Here is a 20511-nt window from a genome sequence, read left to right on the forward strand (position 1 = left end):
CGATGCGCCTCAAGTGCATTCGCCTGGCCGGGTTCAAGTCGTTCGTCGACCCCACCACGGTCAACTTCCCCAGCAACATGGCGGCCGTGGTAGGCCCCAACGGTTGCGGCAAATCCAACATCATCGACGCGGTGCGCTGGGTGATGGGCGAGAGTTCGGCGAAGAACCTGCGTGGCGAGTCGATGACCGACGTCATCTTCAACGGCTCTACCAGCCGCAAACCGGTCAGCCAGGCCAGTATCGAGCTGGTGTTCGACAACAGCGATAACACCTTGGTCGGGGAGTACGCGGCTTACGCTGAAATTTCCATCCGCCGCAAGGTGACCCGCGACGCGCAGAACAGCTATTACCTCAACGGCGCAAAATGCCGTCGCCGGGACATCACCGATATTTTCCTCGGCACCGGCCTTGGGCCGCGCAGCTACTCGATCATCGAGCAGGGCATGATCTCCAAGCTGATCGAAGCCAAGCCCGAAGAGCTGCGCAACTTCATCGAAGAAGCGGCGGGTATCTCCAAGTACAAGGAGCGCCGCCGCGAGACCGAGAACCGCATCCGCCGCACCCAGGAAAACCTGGCGCGCCTGACCGACTTGCGTGACGAGCTCGAACGCCAGCTCGAACGCTTGCACCGTCAGGCCCAGGCAGCCGAAAAGTACCGTGAGTACAAGGCCCAGGAACGCCAGCTGAAAGCCCGCTTGTCGGCCCTGCGCTGGCGCGACCTGGACGAACGCGTACGCCAGCGCGAGGCGGTGATCGGTGATCAGGACGTGTCCCACGAGGCCTTGGTGGCCGAGCAGCGCAACGCCGACGCGAGTATCGAGCGCCTGCGCGATGGCCACCACGAATTGTCCGAGCGCTTCAACCAGGTGCAGGGCCGCTTCTATTCAGTAGCGGGCGACATTGCCCGGGTCGAGCAGAGCATCCAGCACGGCCAGCAGCGCCTTCGCCAGTTGCAGGACGACTTCAAGGAAGCTGAGCGCACGCGCTTGGAGACCGAGTCCCACCTGGGCCATGACCGCACTTTGCTGGCCACCCTCGGCGAAGAACTGGCCATGCTCGAGCCCGAACAGGAAATGACCCTGGCGGCCGCCGAAGAAGCCGCTGCCACGCTCGAAGAAGCCGAGCTGGGCATGCACGGCTGGCAAGAACAATGGGACACCTTCAACACCCGGTCCGCCGAGCCCCGCCGTCAGGCAGAAGTGCAACAGTCCCGCCTGCAGCAGCTTGAAGCCAGCCTGGAACGCTTGTCGGAGCGCCAGCGCAAGCTGGGTGAAGAGCGCGACCTGTTAGGTGCTGAGCCGCAGGACGCGGCCCTGGTCGAGTTGTCCGAGCAGTTGGCCAGCAGCGAGATGCTGCTCGAAACGTTGCAGCTGTCCGAAGAGCAAGTGGTCGAGCAACTCGAAGGCACGCGCGAGCAATTGCAGCACGCCACCCAGGCGCAACAACAGGCGCAGGGTGACCTGCAGCGCCTGGGCGGGCGGTTGGCATCGCTGGAGGCCTTGCAGCAGGCCGCGCTGGAGCCGGGTGTGGGTGCCGCAGACTGGTTGCGCGAGCAGGGCCTGGCACAGCGCCCGCGCCTGGCCGAAGGGCTGCGGGTCGAGCCGGGCTGGGAGCTGGCCGTGGAGACGGTGCTTGGCGCCGATCTGCAGGCCGTGCTGGTTGATGATTTCAACAACCTCGCTTTTGCCGACCTGGAGCAAGGCGAGTTGCGCTTGCTGCTGGCAAGCGGCGAGGGTGCGCGGCTGGCGGGCAGCCTGGTGGACAAAGTCGAAGGGCGTACCGACCTGACCCCCTGGCTGGGGCAGGTCAAACCGGTCGATGACCTGGCCCAAGCGCTGGCACTGCGTGCGACTCTGGCTGAAGGGCAAAGCCTGGTTAGCCGCGATGGTTATTGGGTTGGCCGGCATTTTTTGCGGGTCAGCCGAGGCGGCGAGGCCGAAGGTGGGGTGTTGGCCCGTGGCCAGGAAATCGAGCGCCTGGGCCAGCAACAGCTGGAGCAGGAAGCCGCCCTGGAGCACCTTGAGCAACAGCTTCAAGATGTGCGCGAGCAGCAATTGGGCCTGGAAGAACAGCGCGAGCAACTGCGCCGCCGCACCCAGGAAGAAAGCCGCCAGCACGGCGAGCTCAAGGCCAGCCTGTCGGCCAGCCGGGCCCGTGCCGAGCAAGTCGAATTGCGTCGCCGCCGCCTGCACGAAGAGCTGACCGAGCTGCAAGAACAGCGCGCCCTGGAGCACGAGCAACTGGGCGAGGCGCGGTTGGTGCTGCAAGAAGCCTTGGACCTGATGGCCCAGGACACCGAGCAGCGCGAACAGTTGATGGCTCGCCGCGATACCCTGCGCGAAGGCCTTGACCGCATCCGTCAGGAGGCCCGCCAGCACAAGGACCACGCCCACCAGTTGGCCGTGCGCCTAGGCTCGCTGCGTGCCCAGCACGACTCCACCCATCAGGCCCTGGAGCGCCTGGAACAGCAGGCAGCACGCCTGACCGAGCGCCAGGAGCAGCTGAGCCTGAACCTGGAGGAGGGCGCAGCGCCCCTCGAAGAGCTGCGCCTCAAGCTCGAAGAGCTGCTGGAGCGGCGCATGAGCGTCGACGAAGAAATGCGCCAGGCGCGCCTGCACATGGACGAAGCCGACCGCGCCCTGCGCGACGCGGAAAAACGCCGCACCCAAGCCGAGCAGCAAGCCCAACTGCTGCGTGGCCAGCTGGAGCAGCTACGCCTGGAGTGCCAGGGCCTGGATGTGCGGCGCAAGACCCTGCAGGAGCAACTGCTGGCCGACGGCTACGACCTGCAAGGCGTGCTTGCCACCCTTGAAGCCGACGCCACCGAACAGAGCACCGAACAGGCGCTGGAGCAGACCGAGGCGCGTATCCAGCGCCTGGGCGCAATCAACCTGGCGGCCATCGAAGAGTACGAGCAGCAGTCCGAACGCAAGCGCTACCTGGACGCCCAGAACGCCGACCTGGTCGAGGCCTTGGAGACGCTGGAAAACGTCATCCGCAAGATCGACAAGGAAACGCGCAACCGCTTCAAAGATACCTTTGATCAGATAAATGCCGGATTACAGGCACTTTTTCCAAAAGTTTTCGGTGGTGGCAGCGCTTATCTGGAACTGACAGGCGAAGATCTACTCGATACAGGGGTAACGATCATGGCGCGACCCCCGGGCAAGAAGAACAGCACCATCCATCTGCTGTCCGGTGGCGAGAAGGCACTGACCGCCCTGGCGCTGGTGTTCGCCATTTTCAAGTTGAACCCCGCACCGTTCTGCATGCTCGACGAAGTCGATGCGCCGCTGGACGATGCCAACGTCGGGCGTTACGCCCGGCTGGTGAAGGAAATGAGTGAAAGCGTGCAGTTCATCTACATCACCCATAACAAGATTGCCATGGAGATGGCGGATCAATTGATGGGGGTGACGATGCACGAGCCGGGCTGCTCACGCCTCGTTGCAGTGGATGTGGAGGAGGCGATGGCCATGGTCGACGCCTGATGCGCGAAGATAGGGCACATTCTGTAGCGAAATGGCCCCGCCATGTGCGACAGACGGTGTAAAGTTGTCTTTGGTCGTGCTAGCTTAATGTCACTCGTTTTTTGCGTGGGTAAAACGCCTGTCAGAACATAGAGTTGGCGCCACGTGTTAAAGGGCTTTGAACCCTTTGTTTTCAAGCATATTTTTATAGAGGCACGGGATTACATGGAAATCGGTCTGCGCGAGTGGCTGATCCTCATCGGCATCATTGTCATTGCCGGTATTCTTTTCGACGGCTGGCGCCGCATGCGCGGCGGGAAAGGCAAGTTGAAATTCCGTCTGGACCGCAGTTATTCCAATGTCCCTGACGAAGAGGGCGGCGCCGAAGTGCTCGGCCCATCGCGGGTATTGGATAACCACAAGGAGCCAGAACTGGACGAGAGCGACCTGCCCTCGCTCAGTGCGTCGTCGCGCGATCGCGAACGCGAGCCCAAGCCAGTCAAGGCCAGCAAGCGTGGCAAGCGCGCCGCAGAAGTGCCGCAAGGTGACCTGAACCTGGTCGCAGTGGCGCGCGAGCCTGATCTGTTCGCCGATGCCGATGATGATTTTGCCGCCGACAACAACCGCAACAGCGGTGCGTCGTCCAGCAACAACACGGTCAAGGAACTGCCTCCCGCTGAAGAGGTGCTGGTGATCAGCGTCATCTCCCGTGACGAGGGTGGTTTCAAGGGCCCGGCACTGCTGCAGAACATTCTCGAGAGCGGCCTGCGTTTTGGCGAGATGGACATCTTCCACCGCCACGAGAGCATGGCCGGCCACGGCGAAGTGCTGTTCTCCATGGCCAACGCCGTGAAGCCCGGTATTTTCGACCTGGACGACATCGACCACTTCAGCACCCGTGCGGTGAGCTTCTTCCTGGGGCTGCCAGGCCCGCGTCACCCTAAGCAGGCCTTCGACGTGATGGTCGCGGCGGCGCGCAAATTGGCCCATGAGCTCAATGGCGAACTCAAGGACGACCAGCGCAGCGTGCTGACCGCCCAGACCATCGAGCACTACCGCCAGCGCATCGTCGAGTTCGAGCGCCGCGCGCTGACCCAGAAACGCTGATAGATCCAGACGAAAGAGCAGCCTGCGGGGCGTGCTGGCCGGTTCGGGATTTGATGTTGTCGGTACCGGCCCTTTCGCGGGCAAGCCCGCTCCCACAGTTACCCCACAGCCTGTGAGCTCCGTGGAGTACCTGTGGGAGCGGGCTTGCCCGCGAAAGGGCCGGTATAGGCAGCATCTTTCCCAGCCCTTGCCACCATTCCTCCAGGCTGCTCTTTTGCTTTGCAAGAGAAGACAAACGAATGACCGCCGAATCCCGAATCCACGCCCTGCGCGCCGAGCTCGACCAGCATAACTACCGCTACTACGTGCTCGATGAGCCCAGCGTGCCCGATGCTGAATACGACCGCCTGTTCAATGAGCTCAAGGCGCTGGAAGCCGAACACCCGCACCTGGTAACGCCTGACTCGCCAACCCAGCGCGTCGGCGGCCAGGCCCTGGCTGCATTCAGCCAGGTGCGCCACGAAGTGCCCATGCTCAGCCTGGGTAACGCCTTCGAAGAAGCTGACCTGCGTGAATTCGGCCGCCGTGTGGTCGATGGCCTCGATCAGCCGGGTGCGGTCGACTACAGCTGCGAACCCAAACTCGATGGCCTGGCGGTAAGCCTGCTGTACCGCGATGGCCAATTGGTGCAAGGCGCCACCCGTGGCGATGGCACCACCGGCGAAGACATCAGTGCCAACGTGCGCACCGTGCGCAACATCCCGCTCAAGCTGCAGGGCGAAGGTTGGCCCGCGGTGCTGGAGGTGCGTGGCGAGGTGTACATGAGCAAGGCCGGTTTCGATCGGCTCAATGCCGCCCAGGCAGAAGCGGGTGGCAAAACCTTCGCCAACCCGCGCAACGCGGCCGCCGGCAGCCTGCGCCAATTGGATTCGAAAATCACCGCCAGCCGCCCGCTGGAGTTCTGCTGCTATGGCGTAGGGCAGGTGTCCGCAAGCATCGGCGACAGCCACATAGGCATCCTCGAACAGCTCAAGGCCTGGGGCCTGCCGATCAGCCGTGAGCTACGGCATGCCGCTGGCATCGAAGAGTGCCTGGCGTATTACCGCGACATCGGCGAGCGCCGTAACAGCCTGCCGTACGAGATCGACGGCGTGGTGTTCAAGGTCAACAGTCTGGCGTCTCAGCGTGAACTGGGCTTCCGCGCCCGCGAGCCGCGCTGGGCGATTGCCCACAAGTTCCCGGCCATGGAAGAGCTGACCGAGGTGCTGGATGTGGAATTCCAAGTGGGGCGGACCGGGGCGGTGACGCCTGTGGCACGCCTGAAGCCTGTCAAAGTGGCCGGCGTGACCGTGTCCAATGCCACCCTGCACAACATGGACGAAATCGCCCGCCTGGGCCTGCGCATTGGCGACACGGTGATCATCCGCCGTGCTGGCGACGTGATCCCGCAAGTCATGCAAGTGGTGCTCGAGCGCCGCCCCGAAGATGCCCGCCCGGTTGAAGTGCCGAGCGCATGCCCGGTGTGTGGCTCGCAGGTCGAGCGCACGCAGCTGGTCAAACGCAGCAAAGGCAAGGAAACCACCAGTGAAGGCGCGGTGTACCGGTGCGTCGGTCGCCTGGCCTGTGGCGCCCAACTCAAACAGGCGATCATCCACTACGTTTCGCGCCGCGCGATGGATATCGACGGCCTGGGCGAAAAGAGCGTCGAGCAGTTGGTGGATGAAGGGCTGATCGGCTCGCCAGCAGACCTGTACAAGCTTCAGTTCGACCAGATCGTCGGGCTGGAAGGGTTTGCCGAAGTTTCCAGCAAGAAGCTGCTGGATGCCATCGAAGCCAGCAAGCGCCCGAGCCTGGCGCGCTTCATCTACGCCCTGGGCATTCCGGATGTGGGTGAGGAAACCGCCAAGGTCCTGGCTCGCTCGCTGGGCAGCTTGGCGCGGGTGCAGCAGGCGCTGCCACAGGTGCTGACCTACCTGCCAGACATCGGGCTTGAAGTGGCATACGAAATCCACAACTTCTTCGAAGACGAGCACAACCGCAAAGTCATCGAGCAACTGCTCGCCTGCGGCATGCAGTTGCAGGACGAAGGCGACTTGGCCGCCGAGTTCGCCGCCAGCACCACCCTGGCCGGCATGATTGCCAAGCTCGACATCGCCTCGGTCGGCCCGACCGGCGCTGAGAAGCTGGTGGCCAAGCTCGACAGCCTGGACAAGATCATCGCCGCCGACGGTATCGACCTGCGCCAGGCCCTGGCCGCCAAGCAGGCCGAGGCCGTGCGCGAGTTCTTCAAGGACGAAGCGAACCAGACGCTGGCGCGGGACATCGAAGCCCAGTTGCTGGCGTTCGGCATGCACTGGAACAGCGAGAAGAAAGTCGCCGAAGGCCTGCCTCTGGCCGGGCAGACTTGGGTGTTGACCGGCACGCTGGAGCGCATGAGCCGCGACATTGCCAAAGACAAACTGGAAAGCCTCGGCGCCAAGGTGGCCGGTTCCGTTTCCGGCAAGACCCACTGCGTGGTCGCCGGCCCTGGCGCGGGCTCCAAGCTGGCCAAGGCCAGTGAGCTGGGTGTGAAGGTGCTGGACGAAGACGCGTTCATCGCCTTCCTGGCGGAGCAGGGCATCGCAATCTGACTTCTGATCCTGCGCGCTCCTGGTAGGAGCGGCCTTGCGTCGCGAAAGGGCTGCAAAGCAGCCCCGGCGATCTAACGCAGATCCCCCGGGGCCGCTCCGTGCGACCCTTTTTGCCCCAAGAGACCGGCAAGGCCCCTCAATTTAAACAAGTCATTGAGAAATGATGACTTTTTCTCCCCGCAGAGGTTGTAACTTCGCCTCAGACCGGTACAATGGCGCGGCTCGCTGCTTAGCGAGTTGCGTCAGTGGTGGCCCCATCGGTCCCCCCGCATTGATTACCCGTTAACCTGGTCAGGCCCGGAAGGGAGCAGCCATAGCGGGAACATCGAGTGCCGGGGTGTGGCTGGTGGGGCTGCCTCCATTCTTTAAATCCTTGAGCTCTCAAGGATCTCTTGTGAAAAATTTCAAAGCATAACAGCCAGGTCCACCTTGGTTGCGCATATACTCGTGCATTTTGGATTCGTCCCGCCTTCCCTCCAATGTCCTTAGTATCTAAGGTCGTGTGCAGCGTAGGAGCCACTCCAGATCCCACTTGACTTACTCCCTCCACATTCGTTGTGATTGGTAATTGCCAGCATGGCGCAGTGCTACTAGGATGGGGCATCTGAGTGAGGAGCGCGAGATGGAATTCGTAGAGCGACTGAACGCATTATCAGCCAAGATTCGCCAGCAGGGTCCTGCTATCCAAACGGAAGAGGCGACCAAAATCGCCTTTGTCATGCCCTTCATCAACTCCGTCCTAGGTTACGACGTCTTCGACCCATCAGAGGTGACGCCAGAATACGTCTGCGACGTTGGGACGAAGAAGGGTGAGAAGATTGACTACGCCATCATGAAGAATGGCGAAATCCAGATCTTGATTGAGTGCAAAAAGATCGGTGAGCCGCTGCATATTAATCACGCAAGCCAGCTCTTCAGGTATTTTCACGTCACCACTGCCCGTATCTCGATCCTTACCAACGGTCAGGTCTATCGATTCTTCACCGATCTCGATGCTCCTAACAAGATGGATGAGAAGCCATTCTTGGAGTTGGATCTTCTTGATATAGACGAACACGCTCTTCCAGAGCTACAGAAGCTGACCAAGTCTGCATTCGATGTTGATTCGATAATTAGCGCTGCTGGTGAGCTGAAGTATGTTGGGCAGATCAAGAAAGAGATGGCTTCGCAGTTCAGTCAGCCGAGCGACGAATTTGTTAAGTTCTTTGCGACTCGTGTGTACGATGGGATCATTACGCAGAAGGTCAGGGAGCAATTTACGACCTTGACCCGTAAGGCTGCGATTCAGTTCTTGGGAGATCAGATCAATGATCGCCTGAAGTCCGCTATGAGCGGTGCAGTTGAGCCTTCATTTGCTATGGAGGCTGTCAATACTAGCCCTGTTCCGGAGCCTGCTGAGGATAGCGCTGAAGATCAGATTCAGACGACTCTTGAAGAGTTGGAAGGTTTTCATATCGTCAAGGCAATCGTTAGGGCGGTTGTTGATGCGAAACGAATTGTCCATCGCGATACTAAAAGTTACTTTGGTATCTTGCTTGATGACAATAACCGTAAGCCTATCTGTCGTCTGCACTTCAATCGAAGTCAAAAGTATATTGGTCTATTTGATGCTGAAAAGAACGAGACCCGCCATGCCATATCCTCGTTGGATGAGATTTATGGCTTCGCGGAACAGCTCAAAGGCGCGATTTCACTGTATGAATAGTTGATGCTTCTGTGTGTCCGTGCAGATGTTCGGTGGGGCTCTCGGTATGAGGCTCGCAGAGCGTTTGCGATACAGTTGGAGGGTCGCTCGAGGTTCCTAAGAGCCGGGCTCGTGCTCAGCATGAGCTATTGGAAAACGTAAGTGGTCTGTAGGTGCGTGGATGCTCCGGGTGTGTTCAGCTCCGGAGCGCGCTTTATGTAAAAGATGGACTTTGCCCGCACGCTATATGCCTGTGAACGGACTTCACGAAAATGGACAGCCTTCCTACCCTCGAAACCTCGCGCCTGATACTCACGCCGCTGCAGCTTGGCGACGCACCCGCTATTCAGCAGCTGTTCCCGCACTGGGACATTGTTCGCTACCTGGACAGCCGCGTGCCATGGCCCTATCCCGAAGACGGCGCACTCGTCTACGTGCGAGACATCGCATTGCCTGCCATGAACGCTGGGTGTGAATGGCACTGGATGATCCGCCTGAAAACCGCGCCTACGCAGGTCATCGGCAGCATCAGCCTCTATGACCAGCCGGGTAACAACCGTGGCTTCTGGCTCGCCCCTGCATGGCAAAAAAACGGCTACATCCGCGAGGCCTGTGTGGTCATCAACGACTATTGGTTCGAAACGCTTGGGCGTTGCGTCATGCAGGTGCCCAAGGCGGCGAGCAATGACAGGTCGCGCAGTGTTTCCCTGCACGAAGGCATGCGCCTGGTCGGGACTGAGCCGGGGCATTTCGTCTGTGGCGCCGTGCTCAAAGAGATCTGGGAGTTGAACCGCGATCAGTGGCGTCAAAGGGTGGCGGTCGATTAGGTACTGAAGTGACGATCTCAACGTCAGCAAATGCATGCCTTTGCCAGTGCCGTGCCGTGATAGAAAGCAGTACCTTTCAGCAAGGACTGCTTACATGAAGTCGTCTGTACCCCCGCCACGGTTTCAGCACTTTACCGTGTTCTGCATCGCCTGTTTCCTACTGTCCATCAGCTATGGCTCGACGTTTCTGCTCTCTATGCTGGTGCAGGCGTTGGGCGGCACTGCGAGCGATGCAGGGCGGGTATTTGCAGTCGCGATGCTCAGTACGCTGCTGTCTGTGGTGGGCTCGGGGCATCTGTTGCAGCGCGTTGGCGCTGCTCGCGCTATCGCTGTCGGGGCGTTCTGCCTGGTCGTGGCGTCAGTGGGTTTTGCCGTGGTGCCCGGCCTGGGCGGCGCGTTGTTGGCGTGTGGCTTGATGCTTGGGGTTGGTTGGGGGCTCTTCTACACGGTAGGGCCGATCATGGTTGCTCAAATGGTCGAGCCATCACGCCGCACGCACTGTTTTGCATTGCTCTCCGGCAGCATGTTGACTGGCATAGGTACCGGGCCATTACTGGGCAAGTTCGCGGCCTTCGTGGCGCTGCCTACCCAGCTCGCTTTTTGGGTGGCGGCGTGCGCTGCAGGGTTGGCGGGGTTGTACTTTGCTTGGCTTGGTTCGACTTCGCTGGGGCAACGACCGGCTGAGAAGGTGCAGATCGGTTTGGCGTCCGCGCTCAGGGTGATGCGTTCGCGTTCGGGCTTGTCGATTTTGATGGTAGGGCTGGGTGGGGCGATTTTCGGCACGATGGGCAGTTTCCAGACCAGCTATGCCGACCGCCTCGGGCTTGATTACTCGATCTTCTTCATTGGCTTCATGGGCGCTGCGATCGCCTGCAGGCTCTTGCTGGCCGGCTGGGTTGTGAAGCAACCGCCGCTGGCGACTTCGTGGGTTTTAACCTTGATCATGGCCACTGCCGTAGTGGGCTTTGATCAATGGGTGCACAGCGCCGAACGCTATCTGGCGATGGCCATGTTGTTGGGCGTGGGTTATGGCTTGAACTACTCGGTAATCAACGGGCTGGCTGCCAATGAGGCGCCAGCGGGCCTTACCGCGCAAGCACTGCTGCTGTTCAGCCTGTCGTATTTCATCGGTGTGTTCGGGTTCCCCTTCGTAGCCAGTCAATTGATCACGCAGCTAGGCATCAGTGCGATGATGTTGAGCATCGAGGGCGTTGCGCTTTTGGTTGTAGGGCTAAGTACGGCGAGGTGGCTGGCTTCGCGTTTTTCCAGGCCCGCCCTGGTGTAGGTGCTTTTCCCCCAACACCCCGGCGGCTGAAAGCTTCATCAAGCGCTGAAATTTCGGACACGCCAGGTGATCGTCCTCCGGGCACTGCGCTGCATGCCGCAGCCCCTTGCTCATTGCTTGCAAGCGCTTGACCCGTGCATCGATTTCGTCCGCTTTAGCTATCAGCATTTGCCGATCGACCTGCAGGTCCACCAGCATCGCGCCCACTTCATCCAGGGAAAAGCCTGCGGCCTGGCCTAGGGCAATCAGTGCCAGCCGGTCCGCCACGTCGGCAGCAAACTGCCGCCGCTGGCCGCGGCCGGCGAGGGACTTGAGCAAGCCTTTCTTTTCGTAATAGCGCAGCGTTGATGCGGGTACGCCTGTGCGCTTGGCGACATCGGCAATGTCCATTCTGGGCCTTGACTTGAAGTTGACTTCAACTTCTATGCTGCGCGGCATGTTGCTGAACGTCAATCTTAGAGGGCTGAATCGATGACGCTTGCCATGCTAAAAGCCGCTTTGCTGATCGGGGTTGGGGCCACCGTGATCATGGACCTGTGGGGGATGTTGCTGCGGCGCTTGGGTATCCCTACCTTGAATTTCGCCATGTTGGGGCGCTGGGCGGGCCATGTGATGAAGGGGCGGGTGCGCCACGATGCTATCGCCAAGGCCGAACCGGTTGCGAACGAACTGGCCTTGGGGTGGGTTATCCACTACGTGATCGGTGTGTTGTTTGCCGTGATGCTGGTGGGGATGGTCGGGGAGGGCTGGCTGAGTGCCCCGACGCTGTGGCCTGCGCTGGTTTGGGGTGTGGCGACGGTGGCGGCGCCGCTGTGCTTCATGCAGCCGGTGATGGGGGCGGGGTTCTTTGCCTCGCGGACGCCGACACCTGGGCGTAACTGCCTGAAGAGTCTGGTGACCCATACGGTGTTTGGGGTTGGGATGTTCTTGAGTGCCGGTTTGATTGCGTCAGGTTGAAGACAGCGCTCGGGATTACAGCAGTCTCAAGATCAAGAGGCCGGCGAGAAGTAACGCCAAAGCAAAGCCCGCACCTAGGCTGAACGGCAAAAGCGCTGACCAAGGAGAAAAGGCTCTTGCCTTGCGCATTTCTTCGGCCAGGGCCTCAACTTCGCGATGGGATTGTTCAACCCTATCTTGAGTGGAACGGGGCATGATCTTTCCTCTTGCCATAAACGAGCGTGCTTAGAGTTTAACCAGCAGGGCCATGATACCCGCAATGGCAGTCAGTATGACCGAGCCGGTTGCGAAGGGGTGCCAGAACGCCTCTTGTCTAAGCTTGCGCTCTTCAGCCATGAATTTGAGTGCTTCTGCAGCTAGCTTGCGATTCTCGATCTGTAGTCTGTCGAGTTCGAGATTGTCTCGATCATCTTGGAGCATCGGGAGGTGTCTTTTTGAGGGGTGGCGAAAATTATGCGCCACCAGGCGAGAGGTCGGAATCGCTCTATACACCAGATTTCGTAGTCCAATTGCCAACAAGGAAGGATCCTACTCTCGTATAGGCGGTTTCCTGCTGCATTTGTAAGGCTTGCAGAAATATCCTACGCATCCCGTCGACTCCCGTCTGATTGTCCTTGGAAACCCCACCCAATAGGCTTTTGCGGTCGCTGTCGGTTCAGCGATCGGGTGTGGAAGCCCGGGAACGACTTGGAGCAGTTGTCTGTTATGGCAGCTGTGCGCGGGAGGTACTCGTACCTGCCGGGTTTTCCATGTGCCTGGTCTTCCACCCCGCGTACAGTTGTCACCCTAATGCGTGGAAGCAAAAGGGTGCAGCTCAGGTCACATGGAGCTTGCATGAAAAAAATCGTCCCCGACCCACCCCATACCTTCGACCTTCCCCCCGGCAAATCCCTTTCCCGCGCCATCAGCGAAGGCGTCGTGCCAATAGAGTTCGCGCTGATGAATGTCTCCCACTACCTGATGTTCGCCTACAGCGACAGCCGTCGAGCACTTGAGCGCATCCAAGACGAAGAAACGCGACAGCTACTGGAGCATGGCCTGCGTGCCATGCAAATCGCCTGGGGCCAGGCGCATGGCGTGAGTCTTGTGTGGTCGTTGAGATCGAGCGCCGCCCGCGCGGCGCTTCGCAGCACAAGGCTGCTCCCACATCTGTTTCGGGCCAATTATTCCTGAGGAATTGGCGCGCGCCCCTTGGCGCCCGCCTCAGTATCGTGTCGTACGAAAAAGGCGGTCGCGCGCGCTGGCACAGGCGTGACTGGCCCGAAACAGATGTGGGAGCAGCCTTGTGCTGCGAAGCGCCGCGCGGGCGGCGCTCGATCTCGAAGGCGCCATAACGCTTCCCGCGAACACCTGTCAGCCCCAACGCGCTCTAAAACTAGGACGGTTCATACATCTATCTAGACGACTTCCTGCTGCATCTGTAGGGCTCGCAAAAATTGTGCGAAACGTCTCTATTTAGGGCGTCCGCGCTGCGGCATTCCCAGCATACCCCGCACCCCCATACCGCTGGCTGATCCGCTCAATCTCCCCGGACTGCTTCATGCGCACCAGTGCCCTGAGCACCCCTTGCGTCGGTACCCCAGGGTCAGTGCGCACCATGCATCCCAAGTCCTGCTCTTCCAGCACTGCCAGCGTTTGCAGCTGTTGCCCCGCCGGCAAGCCTTGGTTGAACCACTGCAACGACAGCTCGTTGCTCACCGCATGCAGATACCGCCCCGCGTGCAGCTTCTGCAGGGCCAGCAGCTGACTGCGGCTGTCTTCGCGGTGCAATCGGCCCTGCTCGAACAAGGGTTGCAGGGTGCCGTAGGCATAACCCAGCACAGTGCCGATGGCTTGCGGCGCCAGTTGCTCTGGGCGGGTAGGGTTGCTTGCATCAGCGCCGCCAACCAATACGTCGCGCTGGTGGATCACGGGGATGCTCCAGACAAAATTGCCCGGCCGATCCTGAAACCACTGGGTGCTGACATAGCAGCGCACGTCGATATCGCCGCTTTCCATGGCCTCCTGCAGGCGCAGGCGTGCCAGTACGTGATACTCCGGTCGTACACCCACTTCCCGGGCAATGGCCTGCATCAGGTCGAACAGCAAACCTTCCACCGGTTGATCGCCTTCGACGCGCATCAGCGGCATGCTCCAGCTCTCGGCGACGGAAAAACGCAGCACGGGTGGGTCGGCCAGGCCGTGGGTGGTCCACAGCAATAGCAGGGGCAACAGTCTTCGCAAGGCACATCCTCCCTGGATAGCGCGCCAGTTTCATAGCTTAGACCAGTCGCGCAGGGTGCAATTTCGGCCCCGCTCCGCTAGCATTAGCGATCTTCCGCTCGATCAGGCTACGATGGTTTTTCGATGAGTTATCAGGTTCTTGCACGAAAATGGCGTCCGCGCTCGTTCCGCGAAATGGTCGGCCAGGCCCATGTGCTCAAGGCCTTGATCAATGCCTTGGACAACCAGCGCCTGCACCATGCCTACCTGTTTACCGGCACCCGCGGTGTGGGCAAGACTACCATCGCCCGCATTATCGCCAAATGCCTGAACTGCGAAACCGGCATCACCTCGACGCCCTGCGGCACCTGTTCAGTGTGCCGGGAGATCGACGAGGGCCGTTTCGTCGACCTGATCGAGATCGACGCCGCCAGCCGCACCAAGGTCGAAGACACCCGCGAGTTGCTGGATAACGTGCAATATGCCCCGAGCCGTGGGCGCTTCAAGGTCTATTTGATCGACGAAGTGCACATGCTCTCGACCCATTCGTTCAACGCCTTGCTCAAGACGCTGGAAGAGCCGCCGCCCTACGTCAAGTTCATCCTCGCCACCACCGACCCGCAGAAGCTGCCAGCGACCATCCTGTCGCGCTGCCTGCAGTTCTCGCTGAAGAACATGAGCCCGGAGCGGGTAGTCGAGCACCTCAGCCATGTGCTGACCGCCGAAAACGTGCCGTTCGAGCCAGATGCCCTATGGCTGCTGGGCCGCGCCGCCGACGGTTCGATGCGCGATGCCATGAGCTTGACTGATCAGGCCATCGCGTTTGGTGAAGGCAAGGTGCTGGCGGCTGATGTGCGGGCCATGCTCGGTAGCCTCGACCATGGGCAGGTTTATGGCGTGCTGCAGGCGCTGCTAGAAGGCGATGCCCGCGCGCTGCTGGAGGCTGTGCGCAACCTTGCCGAGCAAGGGCCGGACTGGAGTGGCGTGCTGGCCGAAATGCTCAACGTGCTGCACCGTGTCGCCATTGCCCAGGCTCTGCCGGAGGCGGTGGACAACGGCCAGGGCGACCGCGACCGCGTATTGGCGCTGGCCTCGGCATTGCCGGCCGAGGACGTGCAGTTCTATTACCAGATGGGCCTGATTGGCCGCCGCGACCTGCCCTTGGCGCCGGACCCGCGGGGTGGCTTCGAGATGGTCCTGTTGCGCATGCTCGCGTTCCGCCCGGCCGACACCGATGACGCGCCGAAGCCGGTGCTAAAGCCGGTGGGGATCAGCCAAGCCACAGCTGATCCTGCAACACCGGTGGCAGCTGCGGGAATGGCCCATCAGCCAGCCGCAGCGCCTGTGGCGCCGGTTGTCGCGCAAGCGGTGGAGGTGCCGCCCCCTGTAGCACCCGCTGTAGAGCCGACGCCTGCCGTTACCCAGCCAGCGCCAGTTGAACCTGCTGCGCCGGCACCCGCACCTGTCGAGGATGTCATCGACCTGCCTTGGGAAGAGCCTGTAGCGCCCCCCGTGCCGGTTGCCGCCTCGCCGGTGCCTGTGGCTGAGCCAACACCTGAGCCAACACCCGCGCCCCAGCCAGCCATGGCCGAGCCGCAGCGCGAGCAGCCGGCCTACGACGAGCCGCCGTTCGACCCGTCGGCCTATGCGGCAGCGGGCATGGACCGCGACGACGAACCGCCAGCGGACGAAGATTACTACGTAGGTGACAGCGACCCCGTCGGCTTCAGTTACCTCGATGAGCTGGCCGAGCACGTCCAGGAAGAGCAGCCCAAACCTGCTGCCGAACCGCTGCCGGCCGCCCAGCCGGCTACCGGCCTGGCCCTGCAATGGCTGGAATTATTCCCACAGTTGCCTGTCTCCGGTATGACAGGCAACATCGCCGCAAACTGTACGCTGATTGCCGCCGACGGCGACGACTGGCTGTTGCACCTGGACCCAGGCCAGGGCGCACTGTTCAACGCCACCCAGCAGCGGCGCTTGAACGACGCGCTCAATCAGCACCTGGGGCGCACCCTGAACCTGCGTATCGAGCTGATACGCCCTGAGCAGGAAACGCCAGCCCAGGCCGCTTCGCGCAAGCGTGCCGAGCGTCAGCAAGACGCCGTGGTGTCGATCGAGCAGGATCCGTTGATCCAGCAGATGATCAAGCAGTTCGGTGCCAAGGTGCGACAGGATACTATTGAGCCTGTAGAGGCCCTGGCCAATCAGGGCCAGTAACGGATAACCATGCGGCTGGCCCGGTGCCGGGCCGCATCACATGACCCAATCGAGGTATACCCCCATGATGAAAGGTGGCATGGCCGGCCTGATGAAGCAGGCCCAGCAGATGCAGGAAAAAATGGCCAAGATGCAAGAAGAACTGGCCAACGCCGAAGTGACCGGCCAATCCGGTGGCGGCCTGGTGAGCGTGGTGATGACCGGTCGTCACGACGTTAAGCGCGTCAGCATCGACCAAAGCCTGATGTCGACCGATGAAGACGACAAGGAAGTGCTTGAAGACCTGATCGCTGCCGCACTGAACGATGCGGTCCGTAAGGTCGAGCAGAGCAGCCAGGAAAAAATGGGCGGCATGACCGCTGGCATGCAGTTGCCGCCAGGCTTCAAAATGCCGTTCTGATTCACCTTTTGCGTCAAATGGGGAGCAACGGCCTTGGGGCCGTTGCTCCCTTGTTCATTCTGTTCCCCCGACTTGCAGGCCTGCCTACATGAGCTTCAGCCCCCTGATCCGCCAACTGATCGATGCCTTGCGCACCCTGCCGGGTGTCGGCCAGAAAACCGCCCAGCGCATGGCCCTGCAGCTGCTTGAGCGTGACCGCAGCGGCGGCCTGCGGTTGGCTCAGGCGTTGACCCAGGCCATGGAAGGGGTTGGCCATTGCCGTCAGTGCCGCACCCTGACCGAGCAGGAACTGTGCCCGCAGTGCGCCGACCCGCGCCGTGACGGCACGCAGTTGTGTGTGGTCGAGGGGCCGGTGGATGTGTATGCGGTGGAGCAGACCGGTTACCGCGGCCGCTATTTCGTGCTCAAGGGGCATCTGTCGCCGCTCGATGGCCTGGGGCCTGAGGCGATCGGCGTGCCGCAGCTGATGGCGCGAATCGAGGAGCAGGGCACCTTTACCGAGGTTATCCTGGCGACCAACCCGACGGTGGAAGGGGAGGCGACGGCGCATTACATCGCGCAGTTGCTGAACGAGAAAGGCCTGGTGGCGTCGCGCATTGCCCACGGTGTGCCGCTGGGTGGCGAGCTGGAGCTGGTAGATGGCGGGACATTGGCGCATGCCTTTGCGGGGCGCAGGCCGATTTCGCTCTAAAAACCTTACTCGCTTTTTGTAGGAGCAGCCTTGTGCTGCGAAGAGGCCGGTAATGGCAACGAAAATAGCCTCGTTGTCATTGGCCTCTTCGCAGCGCAAGGCTGCTCCTACAAAAAGCGATGGCTGCAATGCACTCAGTATTCGTTCAGCGAAAACTCGGTCAGGCAGAAGGTCGGCACACCCGCAGCCTGCAGCCGGCGCGAACCGTCCAGCTCCGGCAGGTCAATGATCGCTGCCGCTTCAAATACCTGAGCCCCGGTACGACGCACCAGGTTGGCTGCCGCCAGCAGGGTGCCGCCAGTGGCAATCAGGTCATCGAAAATCAACACCGAGTCGCCTTCGCACAGGCTGTCGGCATGCACTTCGAGGAAGGCCTCGCCGTACTCGGTCTGATAACCCTCGCTCAGCACGTCAGCCGGCAGCTTGCCCTGTTTGCGGAACAGGATCAGCGGCTTGTTCAGCTGGTGGGCGATGATCGAGCCGATCAGGAAACCGCGCGCGTCCATGGCGCCAATGTGGCTGAACTCAGCCTCGACATAACGCTCGATGAACTGGTCGGCGACATAGCGCAGCCCGCGTGGGGATTGGAACAGCGGGGTGATGTCGCGAAAGATCACACCCGGTTTGGGGAAGTCCACTACCGGGCGGATCAGGGCTTTGAGGTCGAAGGCTTCGCTATGCATTGTTGCGGGTATCCTGGAAAAACGATGGCGCCAGTATACCCGTTAACAAAAGCTCAGGCCTCTATTGCACCGCCGGCTAGCGCGCACAACTGAATCGGGTCGAGGATATGCACTTCCTTGCCTTCGGCGCGAATCAGGCCGTTTTGCTGGAAGCGGGTGAAGACCCGCGACACGGTTTCCACCGCCAGGCCCAGGTAATTGCCGATTTCGTTGCGCGACATGCTCAGGCGGAACTGGTTGGCCGAGTAGCCACGTGCGCGGAAGCGTGCGGACAGGTTGACCAGGAAGGTGGCAATGCGTTCGTCGGCGGTTTTCTTCGATAACAGCAGCATCATTTGCTGGTCGTCGCGGATCTCGCGGCTCATCACACGCATCAGCTGACGACGCAATTGCGGCAATTGCACCGAGAGTTCGTCGAGGCGTTCGAAGGGGATTTCGCACACCGACGTGGTCTCTTGGGCCTGGGCCGACACCGGGTAGGCTTCGGTGTCCATGCCGGACAGGCCGACCAGTTCGCTGGGCAGGTGGAAGCCGGTGATCTGCTCTTCGCCGCTGTCGCTGAGGCTGAAGGTTTTGAGGGCGCCGGAACGTACTGCGTAGACCGAGCCGAAATTGTCACCCTGGCGGAACAGGAACTCGCCTTTTTTCAGCGGCCGTCCACGTTTGACGATTTCATCCAGTGCTTCCATGTCTTCCAGGTTCAGCGAAAGAGGCAGGCACAGGGGGGCCAGGCTGCAATCCTTGCAATGGGCCTGGGTATGTGGGCGCAGTTTAACTGGCTCGGACATTTTCAATCGATCCTTGTGGGAAAGCACACATAAGACGTAAGGGTAACTCACGGCGTAGGTTGTAGGCCAGCGTGCGCTATTGTGGTGCGTGCTGGCGAAGCCTCGGCGGGTGCGCGCCGAGGCCTTTCGTGTACCCATAGTGTGCCGCACAAGCCCACTTGTCCATGCGGTTGAACGTCTCGCTTTTCAGATGACCCGTGAGAAGCGCTGGCGGTTTTGCATCGCCAGGTAGGCGTCGAACACCATGCACACCGATCGCGCCAACAGGCGGCCGGCGGGCAGGATGCGGATGCCCTTGTCGTCCAGGCTGATCAGGCCATCACGCTGCAAGGTCAGCAGTTCTGGCCAGAGGTCGTTGAAGTAGCCGCGGAAATCGATGGTAAAGGCCTGTTCGATCGGCTCGTAGTCCAGTTCGAAATGGCAGATCAATTGCTGGATCACTGCCCGGCGCAGGCGATCGTCGTGGTTGCACAGCAGGCCGCGCTGCGTGGCCAGTTGGGCGTTGGAAAGGCTGTCCTGGTAGGTGTTGAGGTCGCTGCTGTTCTGGCAATAGAGGTCGCCGATCTGGCTGATGGCAGACACCCCCAGGCCGACCAGGTCGCAATGGCCGTGGGTGGTGTAGCCCTGGAAGTTGCGTTGCAGGGTGCCTTCTTCCTGGGCCATGGCCAGCTCATCGTCGGGCAGGGCGAAGTGGTCCATGCCGATGTAGCGGTAACCGGCGGCGGTCAGCTGGTCGATGGTGGCATGCAGCATTTCGAGCTTGGCTGACGGGCTCGGCAGGTCATTGTTGTCGATGCGTCGCTGAGGCATGAAACGCTCGGGCAAGTGGGCGTAGTTGAACACCGATAAACGGTCGGGTTGCAGGCGGATCACCTCTTCGACCGTGCGGGCGAAACCTTCCGGGGTCTGCTTGGGCAGGCCGTAGATCAAGTCCAGGTTGATTGAGCGGAATTGCAGGGTACGCGCTGCCTCGATCAGGGTGCGGGTCTGCTCCAGGCTCTGCAGGCGGTTGACCGCCCGCTGCACGGCCGGGTCCAGGTCCTGCACGCCCAGGCTGACACGGTTGAAGCCCAGCTCGCGGAGCAGGCCCATGGTCGACCAGTCGGCTTCGCGTGGGTCGATTTCAATGCCGTAATCGCCGGAATCATCGTCCAGCAGGTTGAAATGCTGGCGCAGGGTGGCCATCAGCTGGCGCAGTTCCACGGGGCTGAGGAAGGTGGGCGTGCCGCCACCGAAGTGCAGTTGCTCGACCCGTTGCTTGGGGTCCAGGTGGCAGGCGATCAGCTGGATTTCCTGCTCCAGGCGTTGCAGGTAGGGCGCAGCGCGGCCACGGTCCTTGGTGATGACTTTGTTGCAGGCGCAGTAGTAGCAGATGTTGGCGCAAAACGGCACGTGCACGTACAGCGACAACGGGCGCACCGCCCGGCGGCTCTCGCGCAGGGCGTGGAGCAGGTCGAACGAGCCCACTTCGCTGTGCAGTTGCACGGCGGTCGGGTAGGAGGTGTAGCGTGGTCCGGCCAGGTCGTAGCGGCGGATCAGGTCGGTGTCCCAACGTAGGTCGTCGAGCATGTGGGCGGTCCCCGGATAGAGCGAGCAGTGTCCGGAGTCTATGGCCGTCTGTAGGAAT

The 20511-nt window shown here is 61.1% G+C and carries 18 protein-coding genes and 1 other RNA gene; 12 read left to right on the forward strand and 7 right to left on the reverse strand.

The features are described from left to right. Positions 1 to 2 precede the first annotated feature (2 nt). The 7 genes from smc to AC5PZ0_RS00925 all read left to right on the forward strand — a co-directional run bounded on the left by smc (position 3) and on the right by AC5PZ0_RS00925 (position 10943). Complete coding sequence (gene smc / locus AC5PZ0_RS00895; RefSeq protein ID WP_493854117.1) at positions 3 to 3491, forward strand: chromosome segregation protein SMC; 3489 nt, start codon at positions 3 to 5, stop codon at positions 3489 to 3491. A 204-nt stretch (positions 3492 to 3695) separates the two neighbouring features. Beyond that, positions 3696 to 4577, forward strand: coding sequence for a cell division protein ZipA (gene zipA / locus AC5PZ0_RS00900; RefSeq protein ID WP_493854118.1), 882 nt, complete (start codon positions 3696 to 3698; stop codon positions 4575 to 4577). A gap of 239 nt (positions 4578 to 4816) precedes the next feature. Then, positions 4817 to 7147 carry an NAD-dependent DNA ligase LigA gene (gene ligA, locus AC5PZ0_RS00905; protein ID WP_493854119.1) on the forward strand — a complete coding sequence of 777 codons (2331 nt, stop codon included), beginning with the start codon at positions 4817 to 4819 and terminating at the stop codon, positions 7145 to 7147. A 255-nt stretch (positions 7148 to 7402) separates the two neighbouring features. After that, positions 7403 to 7499, forward strand: an RNA gene (ffs, locus tag AC5PZ0_RS00910) — signal recognition particle sRNA small type. 270 nt (positions 7500 to 7769) lie between these two features. Beyond that, positions 7770 to 8852 (forward strand): type I restriction endonuclease, encoded by a 1083-nt coding sequence (locus tag AC5PZ0_RS00915; protein WP_493854120.1) that lies wholly within the window; start codon positions 7770 to 7772, stop codon positions 8850 to 8852. A gap of 251 nt (positions 8853 to 9103) precedes the next feature. Further along, positions 9104 to 9658 (forward strand): GNAT family N-acetyltransferase, encoded by a 555-nt coding sequence (locus tag AC5PZ0_RS00920; protein WP_493854121.1) that lies wholly within the window; start codon positions 9104 to 9106, stop codon positions 9656 to 9658. Positions 9659 to 9752: 94 nt separating this feature from the next. After that, a complete protein-coding gene (locus tag AC5PZ0_RS00925) occupies positions 9753 to 10943 on the forward strand; it encodes an MFS transporter (protein WP_493854122.1) in 1191 nt (396 codons plus the stop codon). On the opposite strand, the gene AC5PZ0_RS00930 is transcribed toward AC5PZ0_RS00925, so the two are convergent. Then, complete coding sequence (locus AC5PZ0_RS00930; RefSeq protein WP_027592941.1) at positions 10890 to 11333, reverse strand: helix-turn-helix domain-containing protein; 444 nt, start codon at positions 11331 to 11333, stop codon at positions 10890 to 10892. The two genes, AC5PZ0_RS00925 and AC5PZ0_RS00930, sit on opposite strands and share 54 nt — an antisense overlap. Positions 11334 to 11426: 93 nt before the next feature. Between AC5PZ0_RS00930 and AC5PZ0_RS00935 the strand changes: the two genes are divergently transcribed. Beyond that, the gene (locus AC5PZ0_RS00935) at positions 11427 to 11900 is read left to right on the forward strand and encodes a DUF2938 domain-containing protein (protein ID WP_493854123.1); all 474 of its coding nucleotides are present in this window, start codon (positions 11427 to 11429) and stop codon (positions 11898 to 11900) included. Positions 11901 to 11915: 15 nt separating this feature from the next. Here the strand turns inward: AC5PZ0_RS00935 and AC5PZ0_RS00940 are convergent, their stop codons facing one another. Together AC5PZ0_RS00940 and AC5PZ0_RS00945 are read right to left on the reverse strand one after the other, a co-directional pair. After that, positions 11916 to 12095: a hypothetical protein gene (locus AC5PZ0_RS00940; protein WP_085272538.1), complete on the reverse strand. Its 180-nt coding sequence runs from the start codon at positions 12093 to 12095 to the stop codon at positions 11916 to 11918. A 30-nt stretch (positions 12096 to 12125) separates the two neighbouring features. Next, positions 12126 to 12320 carry a hypothetical protein gene (locus tag AC5PZ0_RS00945; RefSeq protein ID WP_085272539.1) on the reverse strand — a complete coding sequence of 65 codons (195 nt, stop codon included), beginning with the start codon at positions 12318 to 12320 and terminating at the stop codon, positions 12126 to 12128. Between the two features lie 414 nt (positions 12321 to 12734). On the opposite strand from AC5PZ0_RS00945, the gene AC5PZ0_RS00950 reads away from it, so the two are divergent. After that, positions 12735 to 13073: a hypothetical protein gene (locus tag AC5PZ0_RS00950; protein ID WP_493854124.1), complete on the forward strand. Its 339-nt coding sequence runs from the start codon at positions 12735 to 12737 to the stop codon at positions 13071 to 13073. 282 nt (positions 13074 to 13355) lie between these two features. Here the strand turns inward: AC5PZ0_RS00950 and AC5PZ0_RS00955 are convergent, their stop codons facing one another. Further along, on the reverse strand, positions 13356 to 14123 hold the full coding sequence (locus AC5PZ0_RS00955) for a substrate-binding periplasmic protein (protein WP_493854125.1): 768 nt from the start codon (positions 14121 to 14123) through the stop codon (positions 13356 to 13358). 123 nt (positions 14124 to 14246) lie between these two features. Between AC5PZ0_RS00955 and dnaX the strand changes: the two genes are divergently transcribed. The 3 genes from dnaX (at position 14247) to recR (ending at position 17413) form a co-directional block, all read left to right on the forward strand. Next, a complete protein-coding gene (gene dnaX / locus AC5PZ0_RS00960; protein WP_493854126.1) occupies positions 14247 to 16322 on the forward strand; it encodes a DNA polymerase III subunit gamma/tau in 2076 nt (691 codons plus the stop codon). Positions 16323 to 16386: 64 nt separating this feature from the next. After that, on the forward strand, positions 16387 to 16722 hold the full coding sequence (locus AC5PZ0_RS00965) for a YbaB/EbfC family nucleoid-associated protein (RefSeq protein ID WP_008093501.1): 336 nt from the start codon (positions 16387 to 16389) through the stop codon (positions 16720 to 16722). A gap of 88 nt (positions 16723 to 16810) precedes the next feature. Continuing rightward, entirely contained in the window at positions 16811 to 17413 is a 603-nt protein-coding gene (recR, locus tag AC5PZ0_RS00970; RefSeq protein ID WP_493854127.1) for a recombination mediator RecR, read from the forward strand. 134 nt (positions 17414 to 17547) lie between these two features. On the opposite strand, the gene AC5PZ0_RS00975 is transcribed toward recR, so the two are convergent. From AC5PZ0_RS00975 to hemN, 3 genes are all read right to left on the reverse strand, one after another. Continuing rightward, positions 17548 to 18096, reverse strand: a complete 549-nt coding sequence (locus AC5PZ0_RS00975; RefSeq protein ID WP_252825231.1) for an adenine phosphoribosyltransferase — start codon at positions 18094 to 18096, stop codon at positions 17548 to 17550. A 53-nt stretch (positions 18097 to 18149) separates the two neighbouring features. Next, positions 18150 to 18884 (reverse strand): Crp/Fnr family transcriptional regulator FnrA, encoded by a 735-nt coding sequence (fnrA, locus tag AC5PZ0_RS00980; RefSeq protein WP_027592933.1) that lies wholly within the window; start codon positions 18882 to 18884, stop codon positions 18150 to 18152. 186 nt (positions 18885 to 19070) lie between these two features. After that, the gene (hemN, locus tag AC5PZ0_RS00985) at positions 19071 to 20453 is read right to left on the reverse strand and encodes an oxygen-independent coproporphyrinogen III oxidase (protein ID WP_027592932.1); all 1383 of its coding nucleotides are present in this window, start codon (positions 20451 to 20453) and stop codon (positions 19071 to 19073) included. Between the last annotated feature and the right edge of the window lie 58 nt (positions 20454 to 20511).

This window comes from Pseudomonas sp. 5.2 (genome assembly GCF_059025405.1).